The organism is Sphingomonas sp. Tas61C01 (genome assembly GCF_052567495.1).
Map to the genome: position 1 here is coordinate 2135810 of NZ_CP199583.1, position 22147 is coordinate 2157956.

25 protein-coding genes, 1 tRNA gene and 1 pseudogene are annotated in these 22147 nt (G+C 65.1%); 13 read left to right on the plus strand and 14 right to left on the minus strand.

What is annotated here, in order from left to right:
- Window positions 1-4: 4 nt before the first annotated feature.
- Together folP and ACT009_RS09935 are read right to left on the minus strand one after the other, a co-directional pair.
- Window positions 5-1069 carry a dihydropteroate synthase gene (gene folP, locus ACT009_RS09930; protein WP_445190931.1) on the minus strand — a complete coding sequence of 355 codons (1065 nt, stop codon included), beginning with the start codon at window positions 1067-1069 and terminating at the stop codon, window positions 5-7.
- A complete protein-coding gene (locus tag ACT009_RS09935) occupies window positions 1066-1773 on the minus strand; it encodes a uracil-DNA glycosylase (protein WP_445190932.1) in 708 nt (235 codons plus the stop codon). The genes folP and ACT009_RS09935 overlap by 4 nt, the downstream gene beginning before the upstream one ends.
- 22 nt (window positions 1774-1795) lie before the next feature.
- On the opposite strand from ACT009_RS09935, the gene folK reads away from it, so the two are divergent.
- The 7 genes and pseudogenes from folK (at window position 1796) to ACT009_RS09970 (ending at window position 6422) form a co-directional block, all read left to right on the plus strand.
- Window positions 1796-2272 (plus strand): 2-amino-4-hydroxy-6-hydroxymethyldihydropteridine diphosphokinase, encoded by a 477-nt coding sequence (gene folK / locus ACT009_RS09940; RefSeq protein ID WP_445190933.1) that lies wholly within the window; start codon window positions 1796-1798, stop codon window positions 2270-2272.
- 19 nt (window positions 2273-2291) lie between these two features.
- Window positions 2292-2367, plus strand: a tRNA-Lys gene (locus ACT009_RS09945).
- A 158-nt stretch (window positions 2368-2525) separates the two neighbouring features.
- Window positions 2526-3358, plus strand: a pseudogene (locus ACT009_RS09950) (tyrosine-type recombinase/integrase).
- A gap of 589 nt (window positions 3359-3947) precedes the next feature.
- Window positions 3948-5456: a hypothetical protein gene (locus ACT009_RS09955; RefSeq protein WP_445190934.1), complete on the plus strand. Its 1509-nt coding sequence runs from the start codon at window positions 3948-3950 to the stop codon at window positions 5454-5456.
- A gap of 19 nt (window positions 5457-5475) precedes the next feature.
- On the plus strand, window positions 5476-5703 hold the full coding sequence (locus tag ACT009_RS09960; RefSeq protein WP_445190935.1) for a hypothetical protein: 228 nt from the start codon (window positions 5476-5478) through the stop codon (window positions 5701-5703).
- Window positions 5704-5814: 111 nt separating this feature from the next.
- The gene (locus tag ACT009_RS09965) at window positions 5815-6210 is read left to right on the plus strand and encodes a hypothetical protein (RefSeq protein WP_445190936.1); all 396 of its coding nucleotides are present in this window, start codon (window positions 5815-5817) and stop codon (window positions 6208-6210) included.
- A gap of 65 nt (window positions 6211-6275) precedes the next feature.
- Complete coding sequence (locus ACT009_RS09970; protein ID WP_445194058.1) at window positions 6276-6422, plus strand: PEPxxWA-CTERM sorting domain-containing protein; 147 nt, start codon at window positions 6276-6278, stop codon at window positions 6420-6422.
- A 1148-nt stretch (window positions 6423-7570) separates the two neighbouring features.
- On the opposite strand, the gene ACT009_RS09975 is transcribed toward ACT009_RS09970, so the two are convergent.
- The 3 genes from ACT009_RS09975 to ACT009_RS09985 all read right to left on the minus strand — a co-directional run bounded on the left by ACT009_RS09975 (window position 7571) and on the right by ACT009_RS09985 (window position 9095).
- Complete coding sequence (locus tag ACT009_RS09975) at window positions 7571-8113, minus strand: PEPxxWA-CTERM sorting domain-containing protein (RefSeq protein ID WP_445190937.1); 543 nt, start codon at window positions 8111-8113, stop codon at window positions 7571-7573.
- A gap of 145 nt (window positions 8114-8258) precedes the next feature.
- Entirely contained in the window at window positions 8259-8897 is a 639-nt protein-coding gene (locus tag ACT009_RS09980) for an SOS response-associated peptidase family protein (RefSeq protein WP_445190938.1), read from the minus strand.
- A gap of 3 nt (window positions 8898-8900) precedes the next feature.
- Window positions 8901-9095, minus strand: a complete 195-nt coding sequence (locus tag ACT009_RS09985; protein WP_445190939.1) for a hypothetical protein — start codon at window positions 9093-9095, stop codon at window positions 8901-8903.
- A 115-nt stretch (window positions 9096-9210) separates the two neighbouring features.
- On the opposite strand from ACT009_RS09985, the gene ACT009_RS09990 reads away from it, so the two are divergent.
- Together ACT009_RS09990 and ACT009_RS09995 are read left to right on the plus strand one after the other, a co-directional pair.
- Complete coding sequence (locus tag ACT009_RS09990) at window positions 9211-10050, plus strand: hypothetical protein (RefSeq protein ID WP_445190940.1); 840 nt, start codon at window positions 9211-9213, stop codon at window positions 10048-10050.
- Window positions 10051-10368: 318 nt separating this feature from the next.
- The gene (locus tag ACT009_RS09995) at window positions 10369-10593 is read left to right on the plus strand and encodes a hypothetical protein (RefSeq protein ID WP_445190941.1); all 225 of its coding nucleotides are present in this window, start codon (window positions 10369-10371) and stop codon (window positions 10591-10593) included.
- A gap of 584 nt (window positions 10594-11177) precedes the next feature.
- On the opposite strand, the gene ACT009_RS10000 is transcribed toward ACT009_RS09995, so the two are convergent.
- The 6 genes from ACT009_RS10000 to ACT009_RS10025 form a co-directional block, all read right to left on the minus strand.
- Window positions 11178-11537, minus strand: a complete 360-nt coding sequence (locus tag ACT009_RS10000) for a MerR family transcriptional regulator (RefSeq protein ID WP_445190942.1) — start codon at window positions 11535-11537, stop codon at window positions 11178-11180.
- A gap of 4 nt (window positions 11538-11541) precedes the next feature.
- On the minus strand, window positions 11542-11841 hold the full coding sequence (locus ACT009_RS10005) for an integration host factor subunit alpha (RefSeq protein WP_445194059.1): 300 nt from the start codon (window positions 11839-11841) through the stop codon (window positions 11542-11544).
- A gap of 86 nt (window positions 11842-11927) precedes the next feature.
- Window positions 11928-12896: a beta-ketoacyl-ACP synthase III gene (locus tag ACT009_RS10010; RefSeq protein WP_445190943.1), complete on the minus strand. Its 969-nt coding sequence runs from the start codon at window positions 12894-12896 to the stop codon at window positions 11928-11930.
- On the minus strand, window positions 12893-13936 hold the full coding sequence (gene plsX, locus ACT009_RS10015) for a phosphate acyltransferase PlsX (protein ID WP_445190944.1): 1044 nt from the start codon (window positions 13934-13936) through the stop codon (window positions 12893-12895). The genes ACT009_RS10010 and plsX overlap by 4 nt, the downstream gene beginning before the upstream one ends.
- A gap of 27 nt (window positions 13937-13963) precedes the next feature.
- Window positions 13964-14143: a 50S ribosomal protein L32 gene (gene rpmF, locus ACT009_RS10020; protein ID WP_445190945.1), complete on the minus strand. Its 180-nt coding sequence runs from the start codon at window positions 14141-14143 to the stop codon at window positions 13964-13966.
- 280 nt (window positions 14144-14423) lie between these two features.
- The gene (locus ACT009_RS10025) at window positions 14424-15080 is read right to left on the minus strand and encodes an MBL fold metallo-hydrolase (protein ID WP_445190946.1); all 657 of its coding nucleotides are present in this window, start codon (window positions 15078-15080) and stop codon (window positions 14424-14426) included.
- 144 nt (window positions 15081-15224) lie between these two features.
- On the opposite strand from ACT009_RS10025, the gene pabB reads away from it, so the two are divergent.
- From pabB to msrA, 4 genes are all read left to right on the plus strand, one after another.
- On the plus strand, window positions 15225-16988 hold the full coding sequence (gene pabB / locus ACT009_RS10030; protein ID WP_445190947.1) for an aminodeoxychorismate synthase component I: 1764 nt from the start codon (window positions 15225-15227) through the stop codon (window positions 16986-16988).
- Between the two features lie 34 nt (window positions 16989-17022).
- Window positions 17023-18222: a pyridoxal phosphate-dependent aminotransferase gene (locus ACT009_RS10035; RefSeq protein ID WP_445190948.1), complete on the plus strand. Its 1200-nt coding sequence runs from the start codon at window positions 17023-17025 to the stop codon at window positions 18220-18222.
- A 143-nt stretch (window positions 18223-18365) separates the two neighbouring features.
- Complete coding sequence (locus ACT009_RS10040; RefSeq protein ID WP_445190949.1) at window positions 18366-18512, plus strand: hypothetical protein; 147 nt, start codon at window positions 18366-18368, stop codon at window positions 18510-18512.
- 37 nt (window positions 18513-18549) lie between these two features.
- Window positions 18550-19212: a peptide-methionine (S)-S-oxide reductase MsrA gene (gene msrA / locus ACT009_RS10045; RefSeq protein ID WP_445190950.1), complete on the plus strand. Its 663-nt coding sequence runs from the start codon at window positions 18550-18552 to the stop codon at window positions 19210-19212.
- Window positions 19213-19310: 98 nt separating this feature from the next.
- On the opposite strand, the gene ACT009_RS10050 is transcribed toward msrA, so the two are convergent.
- From ACT009_RS10050 to thiD, 3 genes are all read right to left on the minus strand, one after another.
- A complete protein-coding gene (locus ACT009_RS10050; protein WP_445190951.1) occupies window positions 19311-20432 on the minus strand; it encodes a site-specific DNA-methyltransferase in 1122 nt (373 codons plus the stop codon).
- A 174-nt stretch (window positions 20433-20606) separates the two neighbouring features.
- Entirely contained in the window at window positions 20607-21209 is a 603-nt protein-coding gene (locus ACT009_RS10055) for a ribonuclease HII (RefSeq protein ID WP_445190952.1), read from the minus strand.
- On the minus strand, window positions 21206-21967 hold the full coding sequence (gene thiD / locus ACT009_RS10060; protein WP_445190953.1) for a bifunctional hydroxymethylpyrimidine kinase/phosphomethylpyrimidine kinase: 762 nt from the start codon (window positions 21965-21967) through the stop codon (window positions 21206-21208). Before thiD ends, ACT009_RS10055 begins: the two co-directional genes overlap by 4 nt.
- Window positions 21968-22147 lie beyond the last annotated feature (180 nt).

Here is a 22147-nt window from a genome sequence, read left to right on the forward strand (position 1 = left end):
CTCCTCATCGCCCGACCAACGCCTGATCGCGCAGGCCGCGCCAGACACGCACCGCCTGGACGGTCTGCGCAACGTCGTGAACGCGAAGCAGTTGCACGCCCGCTTCGACGCCCTTCAGCGCCAGCGCGATCGATCCGCCGAGCCGCTCGCTGGCCTTCGCCTCGTTCGACAAGGCGCCGATCATCCGCTTGCGGCTCGCGCCCAGCATGATCGGACAGCCGAGCCCGTGGAACAGCGCCAGCCCGTTCAGCAACGCGAGATTGTCCGCCAGCGACTTGCCGAAGCCGATCCCCGGATCCACGACGATCCGCGCCCGATCGATCCCCGCGGCGACGACCGCCTCGATCCGTCGCTCCAGCCAGTCGAACACGTCGGTCAGCACGTTCCCGTAGCGTGCCTCGCCATGCGGCCCCTTCGCCGGATCGGGCGAGTGCATCAGCACCACCGGGCAGCCGGCACCCGCCACCACCCCCAGCGCGCGATCGTCCCACAGCAACGCCGACACGTCGTTGACGATGGCCGCGCCTGCCGCCAGCGCCGCTTCCATCACCGCGGACTTACGCGTGTCGATCGACACCAGCGCGCCCGCCGCCGCGAGCCGTGCGATCACCGGCTCGACCCGCTTGATCTCGTCTCCCTCCCAGACCAGCGCCGCGCCCGGCCGCGTCGATTCGCCGCCGACATCGATCAGCGTCGCGCCCGCCGCTGCCAGGTCGATCCCCGCCGCCGCCCCCGCCGCGGCATCGCCCATCAGCGCGCCGCCGTCCGAGAAACTGTCGGGCGTCAGGTTGAGGATACCCGCTACTGCCGGCTGATCGAACCGCAGCACCCGCTCGCCGAGCGTCCAGGGCGCGCGCGGTGCGGTGATCGCCGCATGCAGCCGCATCGCACGTGCTTCGTGCGCGAACTCGTCCATGAATTCGCTCACCGCCACCGTAGACCGCCGCCCCGGTTCGATCACCTCATAGGCCGCGAACCACAGCATCCCCCCGGCCAGCCGCGCGACCTCACCGTCGCGGTCGACCGGCGAATCGACGAACTGGACGGGGCGGAGATGGAGATCGCTCATCCAATGCTCGTAGCCGCGGGCGGCGCCTCCGGTCCACCGCCGGCGAGGCTCGCCCGCAACGCCACCGCCCGCGCGAACACCGCGTCGAACATCTCGGGAGTCAGCCGGCCGGTATTCTGGTTGAGCCGCGAACAATGATAGCTGTCGATCAGGATCCGCCCGTCGGGCACGCGGTGCTCCGCCAGGTGCGCGAACCGCGCCTTGGGCAACCGCCCACCAAGAATTTTGACGCACGACTGGTGCGCGACCTGGCCGAGGGCGACGAAGATCCGCGCGCGCGGCAGCATCGCCGCCTGACCCGCGAGGAACGGCCGGCAGGTCCGCACTTCCTCCGGGGTCGGCTTGTTCTGCGGCGGCAGGCATTTGACCGCGTTGAGGATGATCGCGCCGTGCAGCGCCAGGTCGTCGTCGAGCGTGCCGCTGTCCGTGCCGGTACACAGCCCATGCCGGGCGAGCGCCTCGAACAGCATCGCCCCGGCCGCATCGCCGGTGAAGGCTCGGCCGGTGCGGTTCGCGCCGTGCTTGCCCGGCGCCAGCCCTACGATCGCGAGCCATGCATCCGGATCGCCGAACGCCGGTACCGGCGCATTCCACCAGTCGGGATGCTCGTTTCGGCAGGCCTCCCGCAACGCGACGAGTCGCGGGCAGCGCGGGCAATCGTGCGGCGGTTCGCCATGCGGGATCGGACCGGGTGCGTTCGCCATCGCGCTGCGGTAAGCCGCGGCGATGGCGGCGACAACCTATGCGATCGCGATCGGATCGAACCGGTACGGGCGGCATGGCCCACCCGCGCGCACTGTCGCCGCGGCGATCGCGGTGCTGCCCGGCGTGATCGCGGTCGCACCGACCATCGCCAGCGCGCCGCTCGGCCCATCGACTCGCCGCTTCGCCAACACCGTCGTGCTGCTCCGGGTGACCGACGATCCGCCGATGCTGCTCCGGCGCCTGAAGGCGATCGAGCGACGCTTCGGCCGCCGCGCCACCCGTACCTGGGGGGCGCGAATCCTCGACCTCGACATCGTCCTCTGGTCGGCCGGTCAATGGCGCAGCCGCACGCTGACGATCCCGCACCGCTCGTTCCGCGATCGCGCGTTCGTGCTCGGTCCGCTGGCCGCGATCGCCGGCGACTGGCGCGACCCGTCGACCGGATTGCGCGTTCGTCATCTGGCACATCAGGTTGACCGCCCCCGCCCCCGCCCCTAGGTGCCGCGTGCCGGTGTGAGGGTCCGTAGCTCAGTTGGTAGAGCAAGCGACTTTTAATCGAGAGGTCCCGGGTTCGAGCCCCGGCGGACCCACCACCGGCTCCTCTCGATGCAGTTCAGAACACCTCAACAAGCCTCAGAACCTCAGCTTTTTCGCGGGGTAGAGCTTATCGCGGCTTCTCATGCTGCGGCACCCCAGCGCGTTTGACGAGGGGGCACGAACGGGGGCATCGTTTCTGCGATTGGGGGCATTGATGCCGTTGACCGATACGCAGGCGCGCAAGGCTTTGCCGGGTGACAAGGATTACAAGCTCGCCGATTCGAGCGGGCTGTACCTCTACGTGACCAAGAAGGGCTTCAAATCGTGGCGCTATAAGTATCGCTTCGATGGCAAGGAGAAGCGGCTGATCATCGGCCCCTACCCCGAGGTCAGCCTCGCCAAAGCGCGTGACGCGCGCGACGCCGCCCGTCAGCAGCTGCGCGACCACAAGGATCCAGGCACCGAGAAGCGCAAAGGTCGGATGGCAGCGCACGCCGCTGCGGGCGCTACGTTCGAGGTCATCGCTCTCAGATGGCATGAGGCGCAGAAGCCGCGCTGGTCGCCAGTGCAGATCAAGAAGGTTGAGCAGGCGCTGCACCGGGACGTATTCCCGACTTTGGCAAGCTCCCGCTGATCGATGTGGACGGCCCGACGATCCTGGCGATGCTCGGCAAGGTCGAGGCGCGCGGCGCAATCGACACCGCCAAGCGCATCCGGCAGCACGTCTCTGCGATCTTCGGCTACGGCATCGCTGAGGGGATCGTCGGTGCCGATCCTGCAGCGACGATCGGGAAGGCCCTGAAGCCGACGCCCAGGGGCGGCAAGCAGCCTGCCCTGAAAGATCTGGGGGCCGCTAGGCAGCTGCTGCGTGACATGGACGCATCCACGTCCAGTCCGCTGGTCAAGCTGGCTTCCTGGCTGTTGGCCTACACCGTTGTGCGTCCAGGTATAGTCCGTGCTGCTCGTTGGGAGGAGTTCGAGCCACTTGGGAGAAGAAGGGCACCGAACTCATATCCTCAAAAAATGTTCGTAAATATGCCGGGGTAAGAAACGGCGTTTCTCGCATGCTAAACGAGCTGTATAAATCAGGCGGACAGATCATCTACTAAGGTCGTGAGAAATATCAGACACCCTCTGATAGTAATTCGAATGGCCTGTGCACAACGGTGCTAGCGCATACAATTCGGGCCACCGACTCTTACTGCGTAAATAAACGATCTAATTTTATGATGATATTAGATCAGCATCAGGAAAGGCTAAGGTTGCTTGCCACTGCCAGCAAGACCATGTTTGGCGTAAACCCGGCGAGAGCCTTGATTGAACCTCCTTTTGAGGTGGAAAGCCATTTTTTACCAAACAGTGCAGGCCGCTGACTGGATTGCGACTCTGATTGGACGTTGGGCAGCGTGGAGCGTCTCTCCTCAAGAGTATGGAGAATGGGAGTGGGTCGATCGCCTGTACGGCACTAAGCTGAGAACCTTGAGTACGCACTCGACGCTGATACGCAGACCGCGGAAACAGAAACCGTTGCCTCTTGTGGGTGGTCACTCGTGAAAGCTAGATCAATCTCCAGAGCGGCAGCTACTCTCGCCCAAACCCGATTTCGAGCGACATCGGCTATCACGCAAAGATCAACGTGGCGAACGTGCTGGTGCCGTTCGCCGGCATCAACGGTAACTTCAACATCGACACCGACATCGGCTACACGCTGGCGCCTTACAATGGCGCGTCGTCTAACGGCATCACTGTAACGTCAACCAACGCGTCGACCGGCCTCGACACCGCGACGATCACGCGCGACAACAACCGCGATCTTGGCGAGTCCGACGCGCGAGGCTTCGCCGTCAACGGCGGTGATCGTACGCTCACCAAGTTCAAGATGAAGGATCCGAGCGTCACCGGCGATACGTGGCCGGGCTGGCTTTCCGACTCTGCCTTTGGTCGGCGTATGCGCGATCTCGATCTCTGCAATGCCAACTCAACGCCGCTTCAGGGCTATTACGATATTGATTTTTACGACCTTGTGACGGTGCCATTGCGCGGCTTCCGCGACAAGCACGCGATCGATCCCAACTTCAAGATCTATCACCACGTCTTCATGCTGACCGCGACGGACGCGTACGTCACGCGCGAGGCGCAGATCTTCCGCGACAATTTCCCGGACAACAACGTCGCGAAGGCCATCTTAGAGTTGAGCAACGAGGTATGGAGCGACGGCTTCCCGGCACGGTGGCGGACGTTTATCGAGGGCGCCAAGCAGGGCTTCGTTGATGGAACGCCGGCTGCTCCCGGAATCAAGTATCCGGTCGTGAAGGTGCCTACGACCTCGAACAATTTGGGCGGCTCGCCAGCGCTCAACGCTGGCGATTGTGTGCTGGGTAATTTCCAAGGCGGCAATCCAGGGCTCGGCTCGTACAACTTGGTGCGCGCCCTCAAGCCGATTGCCGCCGGCACGGACATTAAGTTGGGCACCGGCGACTTCGAGTTGATCGCGGGCCTCGCGCCGTTGCTAAATGCCGGGCTTCTCTACGAAGGCTACCGGCACAACCAGATCATCGAGATCTTCCGCTCTGTGCTCGGCAATGAGCGGTACGAGCGCCAGTTCCTGCCCGCGATCTACACCCAAGTCGGAAACAAGATCGCGCCGCGTGAGATCATCCGACTGGATGGCACCCCTGGCTATCGCCAGAAGGTCAAGATCCTCGGCTCGTCGACGTATCTGCATCACCCGGGTACGCTCTATAAGGCTGAAAGCGGGCTCACCCCGCAGATCCTGGCGGACGGTTTCCTCGCACGGATCCCGATCGCTCGTCAGGCCATCATCGATCACATCGCAGAAATGCGTACCTTGGGCCCGTTCCAATTCGGCTTCTACGAAGGCGGAATGCACCCGATGTACTACAAACCGGGGTGCACCGAGCATTACAAGCAAGTGCAGGATCAGTTGGAACGGTCGACGCTAATGCGAGCAGTCGAATACGACTTCCAGATGATGATCCAGGAGGTCGCGTCGGGGTACGGGTTCTACTACACGGGCGTCATGTTCCAGTGGGGCCTCAAGCGTTACGGCAAGGCGCCCACCCAGTCCCGCTACGAAGGTCACATGGCCGCGCGGAACAACCAAGCTCGGCCGGCATACGCCTGAGCGGCAGGAGGAATGAGCGATGGGTAAGAAAGCACCGAAGCCGGCTGACATTGTCCGCCTCACTGATCTCGAAGCCGCACGTGACCAGATGAACGCCGTGGCCTACGCCAACTTCCGCGGGCTACCGCAGGAGTTGGTGCAGGATGAAGGGGCTCACGAGGTGGCGCTTGCTACAGCGGAAGAGCATCTTGCGGCACGCCTCGACGAGCATAACGCGGCGATGGATAAGGCATCTACGCCGCAGTAGTGCCGCGCGGCGCGGCGTGTGTTGCAAACTCGGCTAACGTCCGTTGACTCTCTTCCTTATCGTAGGCCAACGCCCTCACCGCGATCATGAGTCGCGAAGAGGGAGAACATCATGAGTCGAGCCTGGAAGGTCGCGGTCACCGCGGCTGCTTTGGCGTGCAGCGGTTCCGCGAGCGCCACTTTCTTCACCTATACGATCGACATCGCAGGATCTGGCGTCCTCGAGAGTGGCTCTGCGGGAACTCCCGCGTTCCGGCGTGATAACGTTCAAAGCGCGCAGCTGCTGCTCAGATTCAACGCCGACAGCACTACCGACCCGATCTCAGCCAGCAACACCTTCACGACCGACTTCAGATTGACGCCGACGACGACAGGCTTCGACATCAAGATCACGCCCGTCGACGGGCAGTTCTTTCAGCAGCTGCAGGCTCGGGCAGCGCATGCTTTGCCGGTGGTGGGCTTCCGACTGCGAGCGTATCTACTGACACGTCTTGCAGCCCATTCTTGATCGATGCGGTCGCCCCCCGCGACAATGAGCGCCTCTCGTTTTCGGGTCGCATCACCCGAGTGACGGTGACTACTCAAGCCACGCCGGGCCGAGAAGACATAAGCTTCATCGGCTACGTCCCCGAGCCCTCCACCTGGGCGCTCATGCTCGCCGGCTTCGGTATGATGGCGTATGCTCTACGCGGTCGCTCAAAGGTCGCGTACACCGCCTGATTTGCGCCGCCCGATCGGATTGAGCTGGTCGGGCAGCCGTTCCATCGGATGCGACTCATCCTCGCCCCACCTACCCCGCCAAATGACGCGCGTGCGTGATCTGTTCACGGTCTATTTGGCCACCGGCGGCATCCGGCAACGGCGCGCGGGGCATTCGCGAGATTGCGGGGCAGCCGATCAGCTAGACGCCCAAGAGGCGTGCTCTGCTTAAGACCATCGCCCAAACTTGGACTCCCGCGCAATGATCGACCAATTGATCTAACTTGGGACAGAAGGGCGTGTGCCGGAGACTTGAAGCTGCCTACGATGTCCATGACACTCGTCCTTAACTAGAAAAGGGGAGGACAGCTTGTACATCTCGCAGATCGCGGCAGCTTTGCACCTGACGCCCGCTTCAGGAACATACTCCGTTGTGTTGCCCGACAGGCCGCTTCCTGCCCAACCAAGATACCGGCTCGAGAAGCGCCTTTTCAGCCGCAGCTTCAACGTCGTCGATGTCCGATCAGATCAAGTCATGCGGGTAATCCCGGCGACCGAGGCTGCGGAATGGCGTAAGCGACATGGCTATACCTGAGCAGCACAATTGGCGAGAAGCCCGAGCGCAGCGGCTTGGCGAAGGTACTCGCCGGTGCGAAGACACGGAAGATGCTCGGCTTCAAACCGCTCTGGAACGGCGTACGTCACCCGCGCGCGCGCTGCACCAGCCGCTTGCGTATACGCTCGTCAGCCTTATCCCACTCGGACTGATCGACGCCCCGTGGTGCAAGGCTGGCAACCGGCTTAGGCGGCAACGCAGCAGGCTCGGTGGGCGGCCAAGCAATTGCTTGGATGTTGGCGCCACGATGCCCGCAACCTTTACCGGTGCCCGGCGCACCTTCGCACCGCATCCGAGCCGCCAGCCGATCTAGCCGCGTTGCCCCTGAGATCACGCCGAAGAACCCGGCTGCCGCGAAGATGCTACGGCGTCCGCAGCCACGGCACGTCACCTCCAGGAAAAGCCCGGCGCGAAGCGCGTCGTCGAGGGTATGAAGCCGCCGGTAGCTCACTTACCTGTGAGAACACAGCGGGAACGATTTGGCTAGCGGCGCTCACGAAGAAGCCGCCAACCTCTCGGCCAGCGGCTTCGTCCGTTCGCGAGACAGTTCAGATCAGGCGAACGAAACTGCGATGCTCTTGCGACGATAACGCATCGAAGCGCCCATCATGCCAAAACCGATCAGCACCATAGCCCACGTGGTAGGCTCAGGAACAAGCGAAATGGCAGGATTGCTATTCATCAGATTGCGAATGCCGACATTCGAACTGCCGAGAGACACGAACCGTAACTCAGCCCTATCGAGGATGTAGTTGCCCCCATACTCCACAAACGGCCTAAACGTGCGAGCGATATTGGTCCCGCTAGCCGTGAACAGGGCGGAATCGGTGTTGATGAAAGTATCGCATCCAATCGGCCCCCCGTCGCAATACCGCTGATCTGGGTACACGCCATAGCTCAACTCGACACGGTAGAGGCTCGACGCAGTCGACGTTTCGTCCCACGTGAACGTAGTGCCATCGAAAATGCCGCGATCTGCGATTACTTGAAGAGCATACGTCGCGCCTGGCTCTAGCGTGAAGTCTGCGGCAGAAGCTGGTACTGAGAAGCAGGACACGGCGGACGCAATGCCCATGCCTAACACGCGAAAATTCATGATTGTCTCCCTGTTAACGGATCGTTGTCGGCGGTGCAGGGCCATCGGTCACCTAGCGCAAAGCTGTCAACGTGATTGTAGTTGACGCCGTTTAGGAATGGGTACTTGCTTCCGACAACTACCGAAAAGGGACCTCTCGAGCGGCTTAGTTCACGAAAATGACATCTCGCGTTGGGGATACGGGACTACGAACCGTCATGAGGCCTGCCGTATATGGTCGCTGAAGGGCTACGACATCGTCATAGCTACACGTCAGCCATTTATCCCAATCCTCCTCAGCCAGGATCGTGATCATCGCCTTGGGGTGAATCGGTGCGACCAACTCGTTCGGGTCGCAGGTCACCATCGTGAAGCCGCGGTGATCGCCGACCTGCTTCCAGAACCCGGCGACTGCGAACACGGGCTGGTCCGGCACGTCGAACCACATCTCGCCTTTGATCGGCTTACCCTCGCTGACCTGATGCTTATCAGGCGTCCACTCGGCGAACTCCGTCAGCGGCACCAGGCAGCGCTGCTCGGGATGCTCGGCCAAGCGCTTCCACTGCGGCAACGCGAGGTTGCGGACGTTGGTCATTGGCCAGGGCCCGATGCCACCGAGCACGTCCCAGCCCATCACGTCGACGCCGCGCTGGGAGCCTTCCTGCCGGACGACATACGCGCGGTTCTTCGGGTATAGCTCGACCGGGTTGAAGCGGTTGTCTCGGGGCTTCTCGGTTAGCCAGCTGGCGTTGAACCGCTCGAACATTGTCTCAGGTTCGGCACGGAGGCGAGCACGGTTGCGCATTCGCTAGGAGGCAAAGCTGCCGAGATCGTCGATCGTGAGCGCGTCACCGGGCTCCGGTGTGCTCGTCCAATCTGCCGCTGCAAGGATCGTGGTGAGGTCAGCTGCGGTGAGACCGCTTTGCTCGTCAATCTCGGCATCCGCATCCCAAGTCGAGCGGAACGCGCGGAGGCGTTCGAGAGCAGTGAGCAGGTCAGCCATATGCTCAGCCTACGCTCTGAGATGCAGCAATCAACCGGGATTGAACGCAGGCGCCCTTTTGCACCTGATCGGGCAAGCCAAGTGTTGAAAGCTGTCTAGCGACCGAGGAGCATCAATGTCTGTTCTACTATTCCTGGCTGCTGCGATCGCCCTGAGATCGGATGCTCCGCAACTGACGCTCGCACAGGCAAAAGCGATGACACCCGCCGAACTGAGCGACGCCTTGCTTGCCCCCGGCCACCCCTTGATCGTCGACGCCCGCGTCGGCCTCCAAGGCATGGTACCTCCCCCGCCACCAGGCCAACCTTTTCAATCGCCAATCGAGCTTACCGTGGCCGGCAGCGATAGTAGTCAGTCAGGCTTCTGTGAGAGGACGATCGTCAAGATCCTGCTGGCGCCCGTCATCTACGTTGGCCACGAGGCGCCCGCAGCAGCGCCAGTCAAGCTCGACACCACTCAGACGTATAGCTGGATGTACAACTCGGGTGAACGGGCAGGCTGCCGAGCTCCCCACAAGCAGTACTTCTCTATAGAACAGGACGAGCGTCGCACGTTCGATCTGATACGCTCTTTGGCCGCGATCCAGGCACGCGCAAGATCGGGTAAGCACATCGACGTGGTGGCGAGTATCGACGATCTGGAAGCCCGACAATGGCGGGAATGGGCAAAGACGAACGACTATTTTCGTGGTCGGGTACGAGCTGGAAAATTGCCTGAGATCACCAGCGCCAAAGCCGCTCTGGCGCAATTCCCGTTGGGCGACATCAGCTATGTAGCAGAAGGTCAGCGGTCTTGGCGCAACCTGCTGAGCGAGACCGACCTAGTCGCAACAAACGGCAAAAAGCGTGAGGTCGTCACTTTGTTCGCCGGGGGGAGCTGGAGTGCAGAGATGGCGCTTGAGCACGGCACGATCAAAGTGATTCGAATCAGCCGGGAGATCCCGCCACCCTTTTGAGCCGGTAACGTGACATGGATGGGGGCATTTCTGGAGGCGTTCTCGTTCGAGGACTTCTGTAGACTTACGGTCTTCTGCCGATTTTCATAAGCGGTGTGGTAGGCGGCGGACCCACCACCGGCTCCTCTCGATGGTCCTGAAACCGCGGCATCCGCCGTTCCGGCGAACCGCTCTGTTCATAGACTAATCATGGTTATGGAAATTCGCGCAGATCGGGCGTATGCGTACCGCTACCGTCGATAAAGGCGGGCAGGTCGCATCCCTTCTGGCCGCTTCGGCGGAGTGGAGATCGGTGCCGTGGAAAATGCGCTGTGGAGAATGCCTGCTCGATTGCTGTTGCGGCGAGCGCGCGACGGGCCGCGGCCGGCGGAGCAGACCGAAATCGCGCATGGCTCGCTCCAGGAGATGGTGCAGCTCGCGACCGCATGGGGCACCGACGACGCGCTGCCGGTCTGCATCGATTGCCGCGGCGCGCCCGCGCCGCTGGTCTGGGCGGACATCGTCGCGCTGCGACGCGAACCGACCTTTCCGATCGACATCTGACGTGCGGCGCTCGCCGCGAACCGTAGGGAGAAACGCCCTGCGCACCGTAGTGACACACATACGCAGGGCGCCTTGCAATCGATATCCGCTATCGATCGCGCGCCGTCTTAGCGGCTAAATCCGTAGAAATCCTTCGTGAAATGGCTCGGCTCGCCGCATCCTTATCGGCGATGCGCGGTCCATCACCAGCCGCGGCGCCCAGCGAAAAGACCCCGCTCCACGGTTCGCTTACGCGAGCGGTCACCCTCCTCCGCTACAGTGCCGGAGCAATTAGATCCTCTCCCGCCATGGCAGGGCTATCGCATATGGAATTTGGCTGCCCGGCTCGACTGGTTGTCGCCAGACTTCCCCCCTAATCGTCGTCACCCCGGGCCCTTCGACTTCGCTCAGGAGAGCCTTGTTCCGGGGTCCACCGTTCCGCAAAATCAACGGCTTATGGCCGTGCGGAACAGTGGATCCCGGAACTGGTCCGGGATGACGGAGGAAGATGAAGGAGCCGCACTTCATATGCGATAGCCCTTTCCGCCAAGGGGAGGTGGCGCGCCGAAGGCGTGACGGAGTTGGCGATTAGCGCAAGCCCTCGACTAGACCCCGTCCTCCACCAACGCCGCAGCCAGCAGATCGCGGATCGCCCGCAACGCATCGGTCGGGTCGCTCGGCGGTACGACGGCAGCGACCGGCTCGTCCTTGACCCCACCGCGCGCCAGCAGCTGCTGCACCCCGCGGACGGTATAGCCCTCGCGGTTCAGCAACGCATCGATCCGGCTGACCAGCGCGACATCCTGTGGCCGATAGTAACGGCGATTGCCTGCGCGGGTCAGCGGGCGCAGTTGCGGGAACCGCGTCTCCCAATAGCGCAGGATATGCGGGGCGAGGCCGGTTTCGCTGGAGAGTTCGCCGATCGTCCTGAACGCCCCGCTAGCCTTCGGGGTGTTCTCGGCCACCCCTTCAGCCAGCGCTGACGATGCGTTCGCGCATCATGTGGCTGGCACGGAAGGTGAGCACCCGCCGCGGTGCGATCGGCACTTCGATCCCGGTCTTGGGATTGCGCCCGACCCGCTCGCCCTTGTCGCGGAGCACGAAGGTGCCGAAGCCCGAGATCTTGACGTTTTCCCCCCGCGACAAGGCCCCGCACATCTCGGCAAGGATCTGCTCGACGATCTTCGCCGAATCCGCGCGCGACAGTCCTATCTCCCGATGGAGCGACTCGGCCAGATCGGCCCTCGTCAGCGTCCCGGTCGTGCTCATCAACACGATTGCCACTCCTATGCCCAATTCCCCGTGCGGAGAGTACAATAGCTTAGCAGTGATCGGAAGGGAAAATGTGTCGCTGCCTAGAAGCGCAGCACCGCGGCGCCCCAGGTGAAGCCGCCGCCCATCGCTTCGAGCACGACGATGTGCCCCTTCTTGATGCGCCCGTCGCGCACCGCGACGTCGAGCGCAAGCGGCACCGAGGCGGCCGAGGTGTTGGCGTGCTGGTCGACGGTCACCACCACCTTGTCGGGCGACAGGCCGAGCTTGCGCGCGGTCGCGTCGAGGATTCGTGCATTGGCCTGGTGCGGGACCAGCCAGTCGATGTCGGCCGAGGTCATGCCGACCAGCGCGAGCGATTCGTCCATGACGCTCGCCAGGTTGACGACCGCGTGGCGGAACACCTCGCGCCCCTTCATCCTGAGCTTGCCAACGGTGCCCGTGGTCGAGGGCCCGCCATCGACATAGAGCAGGTCGTTGTGGCGCCCGTCGGCGTGAAGCTTGGTGACGAGGATGCCGCGCCCGCTGTCGGCGTCGCTTTCCTGCGCTTCCAGCACCACCGCGCCCGCGCCGTCGCCGAACAAGACGCAGGTGCCGCGATCTTCCCAGTCGAGGATGCGGCTGAAGGTCTCCGACCCGATCACCAGCGCGCGCCGGTGCACCCCGGTGCGCAGCATGCTGTCGGCGACCTGCACCGCGTAGAGGAAGCCCGAACAAACCGCGTTGACGTCGAACGCGACGCAATCGTCGATGCCGAGCAGTGCCTGCACCTTGGTGGCGGAGGCGGGGAAGGTCTGGTCGGGCGTCGCGGTGGCGAGCACGATCAGATCGATGTCGGTCGCCTCGACGCCCGCGGCGGCTATCGCCGCACGTGCGGCATCGGCGCCCAGCGTCGCGGTGGTCTCGCCCGGCGCCGCGATATGGCGGAAGCGGATGCCGGTGCGCTCGACGATCCATTCGTCGCTGGTGTCGACCTGCTCCGCGAGTTCGGCATTCGCCACCCGGCGGGCAGGCAGCGCGGAACCGGTGCCGGTGAGAACCGAACGGATCATGCCTGCCCCATATCCACTTTGGCGTCGAAATTGCCGAGATCTTCCGCGATCCGGTGGGTGAGATCGGCGCGGACCATCTTCGCCGCATTGCCGATCGCGGTCGCGACGCCGAGCTCGTTGGCGCTGCCGTGGCTCTTCACCACGATCCCGCCGAGGCCCAGGAAGACCGCGCCGTTGTGATTGTTGGGATCGAGGTGATCGCGCAGCAGCTCGGTCGCGGGGCGCGAGATCAGGAAGCCGATCTTGGAGCGCACCGACGAGGAAAAGGCCCGCTTCAGCAGGTCGCCGACGAATCGCGCGGTGCCCTCGACGCTCTTCAACGCGATGTTGCCCGCGAAGCCGTCGCACACGATCACGTCGTGATCGCCGCGCGCGAGCTTGTCGCCCTCGACGAAGCCGGTGAAAGCAAGCGGAAGATGCGTCTGCGCGCGCAACACCGCGGCGGCGTCGCGAATCTCGTCAGTGCCCTTCTGGTCCTCGCTGCCGATGTTCAGCAGCGCAACCCGCGGGCTTTCGAGGTCGAGAATGACGCGCGCATAAGCCGCGCCCATCACCGCGAACTGGATCAGGTTCTGCGCGTCGCATTCGGTGTTGGCACCGAGATCGAGCATCACGACGTCGTTGCTGCCGAGCGTCGGCAGCGGCGCCGCCAGCGCCGGCCGGTCGATCCCCGGCAGCGTCCGCAGCGCAAGCTTCGCCATCGCCATCAGCGCGCCGGTATTGCCCGCGGACACCGCCGCACCGGCGCGGCCCTGCTTCACCAGCGCGATCGCGACGCCCATCGACGTCGTCTTCGCGCGGCGCATCGCCTGGCTCGGCTTGTCGCTGGCGCCGACGATCTCCGGCGCGTGGACGATCTCCGCATGGGTCGCCAGCGCCGGATGATTCTTCAACTCATCCGCGATCCTGTCCTGGTCGCCGACCAGCAGGAACCGCATGCCCTGATGCCGCCCCTGCGCCCGCGCAACGCCGGCGAGCATGACCGCCAAACCACCGTCGCCGCCCATCGCATCGACGGCGATCGTTGAAGTGTCGGGCATGATAAGACGCGTTCCGGGAGTTGAGGCTTAGCCTTCGGCCGAGATAATCTCGCGGCCGTTATAATGGCCACACGACCCGCACAGGTTGTGCGGGCGCTTCAGTTCGCCGCAGTTCGGGCACTCCTGGAATGCCGCGACGCTGAGCGAGTCGTGGCCACGGCGCATGCCGCGCTTGGAGGGCGAAGTCTTTCTTTTTGGGACGGCCATTGCGGCACCTTGTTCTTTGATCGATCGGGTTTCCGATAGACCCGGCCCGGCGCCACGGCAACCGACTCGAGAGCCGGCCGCGCGGGACGCACCTGAATGGCCGGACGCATCGCGAAGCGCGGGCCTATAGCGATTTAACCGCGGGTTGCAAGCATTGGGCCTTGCCGTCGGCGCGTGCGACGTCGGCAAATGAAGCATGTGCTCCCTCGAAGGCGGGAGCCCAGTACTGGGTTCCCGCCTTCGCGGGGACACAAGGAACGGACAGAGCCTGGCCGGGCTCTCAAGCCGCCAGTGCGGCGTCGCTGACGAACATGTTGGTCCGCCGCTCATGCGCGAAATTGCTCGCGGCACCGTGGCCGGGGATGAACGCGGTATCGTCGCCCAGCGGCCACAGCTTTTCCACCACGGAGCGAATCAGTTGCTGGTGATTGCCGCCCGGCATGTCCGACCGGCCGACCGATCCCTGGAACAGCACGTCGCCGACCAGCGCCAGCCTCGACGGCGCATGGTGGAAGATCACGTGCCCCAGCGTGTGCCCCGGCGTCTCGTAGACATCGAGCACGAGATCGCCGACCGTCACGGTGTCGCCATCGACCAACCAGCGGTCGGGTTCGAACGGCACGCCGTCGATGCCATAGGTCTTGCCGTCCTCGGCGAGCCGTTCCAGCCAGAAACGATCCGCCTCGTGCGGCCCCTCGATCGCGACGCCCAGCGCATCGGCAAGCGGCTTCGCTTCTCCCGCATGATCGATATGACCGTGTGTCAGCAGGATCTTCTCCACCGTCACGCCCGCTTGTGCGATCGCGGCGTGGATGCGCGGCAGATCGCCGCCGGGATCGACCACCGCGGCCTTCATCGTCGCGGTGCACCAGATGACGGTGCAATTCTGCTGGATCGGCGTGACCGGGACGATCGTGGCGCGGAGCGGTGGGGTCATGATGCGGTTCCGGACGGGGCGGGGACGGGCCTGCGGAAATAGGATCGCTGGTCCCGCCAGTCCACAAGATCCGAGCCTCATGACAGCGCGATGTGTACCCGCCCAGTCTTGCCCTGCAGGAACGCCCGGTGCATCTCACGAAGGATGCTGCCGGCTCCTCCCTTCGTGCTGCTCGACGATGCACGTGACGGTGGCGCGCCCGCGCGGCTATACCGCGATCCGCGCCGCATCGTCACCGCCGTCACCGCGAGTGAGGTCCGCGGCGCGCTAGCCGAGATCCGCGCGGCGGTGGGCGAAGGGCTGCAGGCCGCGGGCTATCTCGCCTATGAGGCGGGGGCGGCACTCGTCGCGCGGGCGCCGTCGGTCGCGGATGCGCCGCTGCTCTGGTTCGGCCTGTTCGACGGCCACGAATCGCTTTCTGCCGCAGCGATCGACGCGCTGCTCCCCGATCCTGCCGGCGCCTGGGCGGGCGCGCCGGTCCCGACGATCACCCAGGCCGATTACGACGCCGCGATGGCCCGCGTGCTCGGCTATATCGGTGCCGGCGACATCTATCAGGCCAACCTGACCTTCCGTGCCGAGGTCCCGTTCCTCGGCGATCCGCTGGCGCTCTACGCCCGGCTGCGGCGCAACGCGCGAGCCGGGCACGGCGGCGTGGTCGCGACCGGATCGACGACCTTGCTGTCGCTGTCGCCCGAGCTGTTCTTCACCGCCGAGGGCGATGCGCTCACCTGCCGGCCGATGAAGGGCACCGCGACCCGCGCGGCGATCCCCGCCGACGATCGCGCGCGCGCCGCCGCGCTCGCGGCCGATACCAAGCAGCGCGCCGAGAACCTGATGATCGTCGATCTGATGCGCAACGATCTGTCGCGGGTGGCGGTGCCCGGCAGCGTCGCGGTGCCCGCGCTGTTCACGGTCGAGACCTATCCGACGATCCACCAGATGACCTCGACCGTCACCGCGACGCTCGCGCCCAGCAAGGACGCGATCGACGTGGTCGAGGCGCTGTTCCCGTGCGGATCGATCACCGGCGCGCCCAAACAGCGCGCGATGGAGATCGTCGCCGAGCTCGAGCCCGGCCCGCGCGGCCCCTATACCGGAGCGATCGGGCGGATCGACCCGGCCGGCGCCACCTTCAACGTCGCGATCCGGACGCTGGTGGTGCCTGCAGGCGCCGCGTGCGCGACGCTGGGGCTGGGATCGGGCATCGTTGCCGACAGCCGCGCCGACGAGGAATGGGCGGAGTGCCTGGCGAAAGGCGCGTTCGTTACCGCGGGGCAGCGCCCGATCGACCTGATCGAGACGATGGGATTCGATCCCGAGATCGGCTTGTTGCGGCTCGAGACCCATCTCGCCCGGCTGAAGGCGAGTGCCGAGGCGCTGGGCTTCGCCTTCGATCGCCATGCCGCGCGCAACGAACTCCAGGCCGCGACCTTCCGGCTGCGCGGCGCCAAGCGAATCCGGCTGTTGCTGGCGGCGAGCGGATCGATCGCGATCGAGGTGTCGGACGTGCCGCCGCCGCCAGCCGGCCCGGTCGAGGTCGCGATCCTGCCGCTGCCGGTCGACGCTGCCGACTTCAGGCTGCGCCACAAGACCAGCGACCGCGATTTCTACGACGAGACGCGCCGATCGTCGGGCGTCTTCGAGGTGGTGTTCGACCATGACGGCCTGATCACCGAGGGCAGCTTCACCTCGGTCTTCGTCGAGCGCGACGGCGTGCTCGTCACCCCGCGCGCCCCCGGCCTGCTGCCCGGCGTGCTCCGTGCCGACCTGATCGCGGACGGCCGCGCGATCGAGGGCGACGTGACCCGCGACGATCTGGCGGGGGGCTTCTTCGTCGGCAACGCGCTTCGCGGACTGATGCCCGCAATCGTTGCGGTTGCGAAAGAGCCGCACGCTTCGCTATAGGCCCGCGCGCCTATCCTGCGCAAAGGCTGCTCCCATGACCCCTTCGATCGCCCTCGGCCGCATCACTCCTTCGCCCACGCTCGCGATCACCAGCCGGGTGATCGAGCTCAAGCGCGCCGGGGTCGACGTGATCGGCCTGGGTGCCGGCGAGCCCGATTTCGACACACCCGATTTCGTGAAGGAAGCCGCGATCCAGGCGATCCGCGACGGCAAGACCAAATACACCAACGTTGATGGCACGATCGAGCTGAAGCAGGCGATCGTCGCCAAATTCGCGCGCGACAACCGGCTCACCTACACCCCCGATCAGGTAACGGTGAACGTCGGTGGCAAGCACACGCTGTTCAACGCGATCGTCGCGACCGTGAACCCCGGCGACGAGGTCGTGATCCCGGCGCCCTATTGGGTCAGCTATCCCGATGTCGTGCAGTTCGCGGGCGGCACCCCGGTGATCGCGCCCGCCGGCCCCGACCAGGGCTACAAGCTGTCACCCGAGGCGCTGGAGGCGGCGATCACCCCGCGCACCAAATGGGTGATCCTCAACTCGCCGTCGAATCCGACCGGCGCGGGCTATACCGCCGACGAGTTGAAGGCGCTCGGCGCGGTGCTGGCGCGCTATCCCGACGTGTGGATCTTCGCCGACGATATGTACGAGCACATCGTCTATGACGGCTTCCGCTTCGCGACGATCGCGCAAGTCTGCCCCGAGCTCTACGACCGCACGCTGACCGTCAACGGCTGTTCCAAGGCCTATGCGATGACCGGGTGGCGGATCGGCTATGCCGGCGGCGCATCCTGGCTGATCAAGGCGATCTCCAAGCTCCAGTCGCAATCGACCTCCAACCCCTGCTCGATCGCGCAGGCGGCGGCGACCGCGGCGCTCAACGGCCCACAGGAGTTCCTCGCCGAACGCAATGCCGCGTTCCAGGTGCGCCGCGACATGGTGGTGTCGATGCTCAACGACATCGACGGCATGCGCTGCCCGCTGCCCGAAGGTGCGTTCTACGTTTACCCGACCTTCCCTGATCTGATCGGCAAGACCTCGCCGTCGGGCCGGGTGATCGACACCGACGAGGCGTTCGTCGGCTATCTGCTCGACGACGCAAAGGTCGCCGCGGTGCAGGGCGCGGCGTTCGGCCTCTCCCCGGCGATGCGGATCAGCTACGCGACCTCGGACGCGCTGCTGCGCGACGCGTGCACCCGCATCCAGACCGCGTGCGCCGCGCTGCGCTGACCCCAACTCCCCGATGAACGGGTCTGCCAGCCCGCGTTAACGCAGCGTTTCATAGATGGTGCATTGCGGAAACCGCGTCGGTGCACGATCTGGCGGGTAGGGAATGCGGCACGCCGCCTTCCGAATGACAAAGGCAAGGGCTTATGCGCAGCGTTCTCAAATCCAGCTTCCTGTGGCAGTTTGCCGGCGGCTTCGTGCTCGGCACGCTGGGGTTGGTCGCGCTGCAGCCAGCCGACGCGCGCCAGAGCTTCATCCACCATCTCGATCCGGTCGCACACTTCCAGCGCTGATCTTGGTGCGCACGCGGCGCATCCCTATATTCGGGTCATGACCAAGACCCTCCTCGCCGCCGCAGCCGCCTCGCTGCTCGCGATCGTCGCCGCCCAGTCGAGTGCCCAGGCCGAGCGCGCGGTGGTGATCCCCGCTGCCAAGGTCGACGCCACCCCGCGCACCGGCTTGCAGACCGCGGTTCTCGCCGGCGGCTGCTTCTGGGGCATGGAGGCGGTGTTCGAACGCGTGAAGGGCGTTCGCTCGGTCGAGGCGGGCTATGCCGGCGGCACCGCGGGCAGCGCGAACTACGACACCGTCTCGACCGAGACGACGCGCCATGCCGAGGCGATCAAGATCGTCTACGACCCGCGCCAGGTGAGCTACGCCACGCTGTTGCGCGTCTATTTTTCGATCGCGCACGATCCGACCCAGCTCAACCGCCAGGGCCCCGACACCGGGCTCAGCTACCGCTCGGCGATCTTCCCGCAATCGCCGCAACAGGCCGCCGCCGCCAAGGCGTACATCGCGCAGTTGACCGCCGCGCACAGCTTTTCCGCGCCGATCGTCACCAAACTGGAACAGGGCGGCTTCTACCCGGCCGAGGCGTACCACCAGAATTTCTACGATCGGAACCCGCGCCACCCGTACATCGTCAACATCGACAAGCCGAAGGTCGCCGCGTTCAAGGCCGCCTTCCCGACCCTGGCGCTGGCGCGCTGACCTTCAAGAAGGCCTGCCAACATCTTCCGTCACCCCGGACTTGATCCGGGTGACGAGCGAGCGGGTGGCAGCTCCTGCCTACAGAGCTTCGCGTTTCCTCAGACCGTCGTTGCCAGCAGGTACGTCTGTCGCACCGCGTCGATCGGCGTCAGCACGCCCTCCAGCTCCAGATGCCAGAACGACCACCCGTTGCACGCCGGCTGCCCCTGCAGCGTCGCGCCGAGCTTGTGGATCGATCCCACCGCCCCGCAGCCGCTGAGCAGCGATCCGTCGGCGCGCACCGTCGCGCTCCAGCGCCGCTTGGCGTCGGTCAGCATCGCGCCCGGCACGATCAGCGCATTCTCCACCAGCACCCCGAACGCCACCTTGGGCTGGTTCTTGGGGCTCTGCATCGTCGCCAGCGCCGATTCGTCGAGCGGCAGCGCCGCCTCGATCCGGTCGATCGCCGCCGCGCAATAGTCGACCTCGCGCTCGATCCCGATCCAGTGCCGGCCGAGCCGCTTCGCCACCGCGCCGGTGGTGCCGGTGCCGAAAAACGGGTCGAGCACGACGTCGCCGGGCTTGGTGCACGCCAGCAGGATGCGATACAGCAGCGCCTCGGGCTTCTGGGTCGGGTGGACCTTCACGCCGCCTTTCTTCAGCCGCTCCTGCCCGCCGCAGATCGGGAATTCCCAATCGCTGCGCATCTGCAGTTCGTCGTTTAGCGTCTTCATGCTGCGATAGTTGAAGGTGTATTTCGCCTTCTCGCCCTTCGACGCCCAGATCAGCGTCTCATGCGCGTTGGTGAAGCGGGTGCCGCGGAAATTGGGCATTGGGTTGGCCTTGCGCCAGACGATGTCGTTGAGGATCCAATAGCCCAGATCCTGCACCGCGGCGCCGACCCGGAAGATATTGTGATAGCTGCCGATTACCCAGATCGTGCCGTCGTCCTTCAGGATTCGGTGCGCCTCCGCCAGCCACGCGCGGGTGAACGCGTCGTACTGGGCGAGCGAATCGAACTTGTCCCAATCGTCGGTGACCGCATCGACATGGGTTCCGTCGGGCCGGAACAGCTCGCCGCCCAGCTGCAGGTTATAGGGCGGGTCGGCGAATACCATGTCGACCGATTTGGCGGGCATCGCGCGCATCGCGGCGATGCAGTCGCCGATCACGATTCGATCGAGCGGGATCAGCGCGTCGCGCTCGGCCGTCAGCGGCCGCACCTTGTCGATAACCCCCATCACGTCCCCCTCAGGTCGCCATTCGCGCGAAATCCGACGACTCCGTCAAGCGCGCATTGGTTAACGACCCGGGTTACCAAATCGTAAATCGGGGAGAACATTTCGGCGACCCGGCTACATCTTGAGTCGCCCCGCCCGGCGCCACTCAACCCCTAGCGGTGTGGCGCGAAAGACTCACCGGGCGAGATATGCCTGCGCGACCGGGGCGAAGCTGCGCCGATGCAGCGGCGAGGGGCCGTGTTCGCGCAGCGCCCGCAGATGCGCGGGGCAGCCATAGCCCTTGTTCGAATGCCAGCCATAATGTGGATGGGCCTCGGCATGCGCGAGCATGATCGTGTCGCGGGTATGCTTGGCGACGATCGACGCCGCCGCGATCGACAGGCTCTTGGCATCGCCGCCGACCAGCGCGGTGGCGGCGTGCGACCAGCGCGGCAGGCGGTTGCCGTCGACCAGCACGTGCGCGGGCTGTTCGGTCAGTGCGCCGACCGCGAGCGTCATCGCCTTCATCGTCGCCCAGTATATGTTGAGCGAATCGATCTCGTCCGCCTCGACGATCCCCACCCCGACGATCGCGCATCCGTACAGCCGTCCGCACAGCCGCTCGCGTTCGCCGGCGCTGAGCTTCTTCGAATCGTCGATTCCCCGCGGCACGCCCCTGGCGGGCAGGATCACCGCCGCGGCGACGACCGGCCCGGCGAGCGGCCCGCGCCCGGCTTCGTCGACGCCCGCGACCGGCGCGAGGCAGAGTTTCTCGTGGCGAAGATGCGGTCTGGTCATCGAAAGCCGGTCACGAATTGCTGTCCCATCGGGCCATGTCCTTGCCCCAGATCGGGGGCGGCGATCAACGCCTGCCGCACGAACGCGACCGCGCGTTCGAACGCGTCGCCGATCGCCAGCCCCTGGCCGAGCCCGGTCGCGAGCGCGGTGGCGAAGGTGCAGCCGGTGCCGTGGGTGCTGCCGGTGTGGATCCGCTCGCCCCGAGTCTCGCGCACCACGCCCGCGCCCGACCACAGCCGATCGACCACGGTCTCGCCCTCGGCATGACCGCCCTTTTCCGCCAGGTGACAACCGAATCCCAGCACCGCCTCCCGCCCGCCGAGTGCGGCGAGTTCGGGCAGGTTCGGAGTCACCACCGTCGCGAGCGCCATCAGTCGCGCGAACGCAGCGATCGTCGCCGCGTCAGCCAGCACCGATCCGCTGGTCGCGATCATCACCGGATCGAACACGATCGGCACGTCCAGGCCCGCCAGCCGGTCAGCGACCGCCTGCGCGGTATCCGCCGACCCGATCATCCCGATCTTCACCGCGTCCGCGCCGATATCGCCCAGCACCGATTCGATCTGCGCTAGCACCATGTCGACCGGCACGCCGTGCACCGCCTGCACCCCCATCGTGTTCTGCGCGGTGATCGCGGTGATCGCGGTGGTCGCGTGGCCGCCGAGCATCGTCACCGTCTTGATGTCCGCCTGGATCCCCGCGCCACCGCCCGAATCAGACCCGGCGATGATGAGCACGCGGGGGATCGTTCCAATCATCGCAGCGCGATGCCATCTTCATGAAGAGAAAAGAAGGTGGTTCGCGCGGAGCCGCGGAGAACGCAGAGGAAATCTGGCTGGCGTGCGACGGCCATTCCGCGTCCGCCTCGAGGATCATCGTTCGAGAAGGACGAGCTACCGCTCGATCATCCCCTCTGCGTCCTCCGCGTCTCTGCGCGA

Coding starts and splice junctions, on each gene's coding strand:
- ACT009_RS09980 (WP_445190938.1), bottom strand. CDS start 8,897: ATGCGCAACCGTGCTCGCCTCCGTGCCGAACCTGAGACAATGTTCGAG.
- ACT009_RS10055 (WP_445190952.1), bottom strand. CDS start 21,209: ATGACCAGACCGCATCTTCGCCACGAGAAACTCTGCCTCGCGCCGGTC.
- plsX (WP_445190944.1), bottom strand. CDS start 13,936: ATGCCCGACACTTCAACGATCGCCGTCGATGCGATGGGCGGCGACGGT.
- ACT009_RS10025 (WP_445190946.1), bottom strand. CDS start 15,080: ATGACCCCACCGCTCCGCGCCACGATCGTCCCGGTCACGCCGATCCAG.
- ACT009_RS09965 (WP_445190936.1), top strand. CDS start 5,815: ATGAGTCGAGCCTGGAAGGTCGCGGTCACCGCGGCTGCTTTGGCGTGC.
- thiD (WP_445190953.1), bottom strand. CDS start 21,967: ATGATTGGAACGATCCCCCGCGTGCTCATCATCGCCGGGTCTGATTCG.
- ACT009_RS09990 (WP_445190940.1), top strand. CDS start 9,211: ATGTCTGTTCTACTATTCCTGGCTGCTGCGATCGCCCTGAGATCGGAT.
- ACT009_RS10050 (WP_445190951.1), bottom strand. CDS start 20,432: ATGGGGGTTATCGACAAGGTGCGGCCGCTGACGGCCGAGCGCGACGCG.
- folK (WP_445190933.1), top strand. CDS start 1,796: ATGGCGGCGACAACCTATGCGATCGCGATCGGATCGAACCGGTACGGG.
- ACT009_RS10005 (WP_445194059.1), bottom strand. CDS start 11,841: ATGAGCACGACCGGGACGCTGACGAGGGCCGATCTGGCCGAGTCGCTC.
- msrA (WP_445190950.1), top strand. CDS start 18,550: ATGACCAAGACCCTCCTCGCCGCCGCAGCCGCCTCGCTGCTCGCGATC.
- ACT009_RS10035 (WP_445190948.1), top strand. CDS start 17,023: ATGACCCCTTCGATCGCCCTCGGCCGCATCACTCCTTCGCCCACGCTC.
- rpmF (WP_445190945.1), bottom strand. CDS start 14,143: ATGGCCGTCCCAAAAAGAAAGACTTCGCCCTCCAAGCGCGGCATGCGC.
- ACT009_RS09985 (WP_445190939.1), bottom strand. CDS start 9,095: ATGGCTGACCTGCTCACTGCTCTCGAACGCCTCCGCGCGTTCCGCTCG.
- ACT009_RS09975 (WP_445190937.1), bottom strand. CDS start 8,113: ATGAATTTTCGCGTGTTAGGCATGGGCATTGCGTCCGCCGTGTCCTGC.
- ACT009_RS09960 (WP_445190935.1), top strand. CDS start 5,476: ATGGGTAAGAAAGCACCGAAGCCGGCTGACATTGTCCGCCTCACTGAT.
- ACT009_RS09995 (WP_445190941.1), top strand. CDS start 10,369: ATGCCTGCTCGATTGCTGTTGCGGCGAGCGCGCGACGGGCCGCGGCCG.
- folP (WP_445190931.1), bottom strand. CDS start 1,069: ATGAGCGATCTCCATCTCCGCCCCGTCCAGTTCGTCGATTCGCCGGTC.
- ACT009_RS10010 (WP_445190943.1), bottom strand. CDS start 12,896: ATGATCCGTTCGGTTCTCACCGGCACCGGTTCCGCGCTGCCTGCCCGC.
- ACT009_RS10040 (WP_445190949.1), top strand. CDS start 18,366: ATGCGCAGCGTTCTCAAATCCAGCTTCCTGTGGCAGTTTGCCGGCGGC.
- pabB (WP_445190947.1), top strand. CDS start 15,225: ATGCTGCCGGCTCCTCCCTTCGTGCTGCTCGACGATGCACGTGACGGT.
- ACT009_RS09935 (WP_445190932.1), bottom strand. CDS start 1,773: ATGGCGAACGCACCCGGTCCGATCCCGCATGGCGAACCGCCGCACGAT.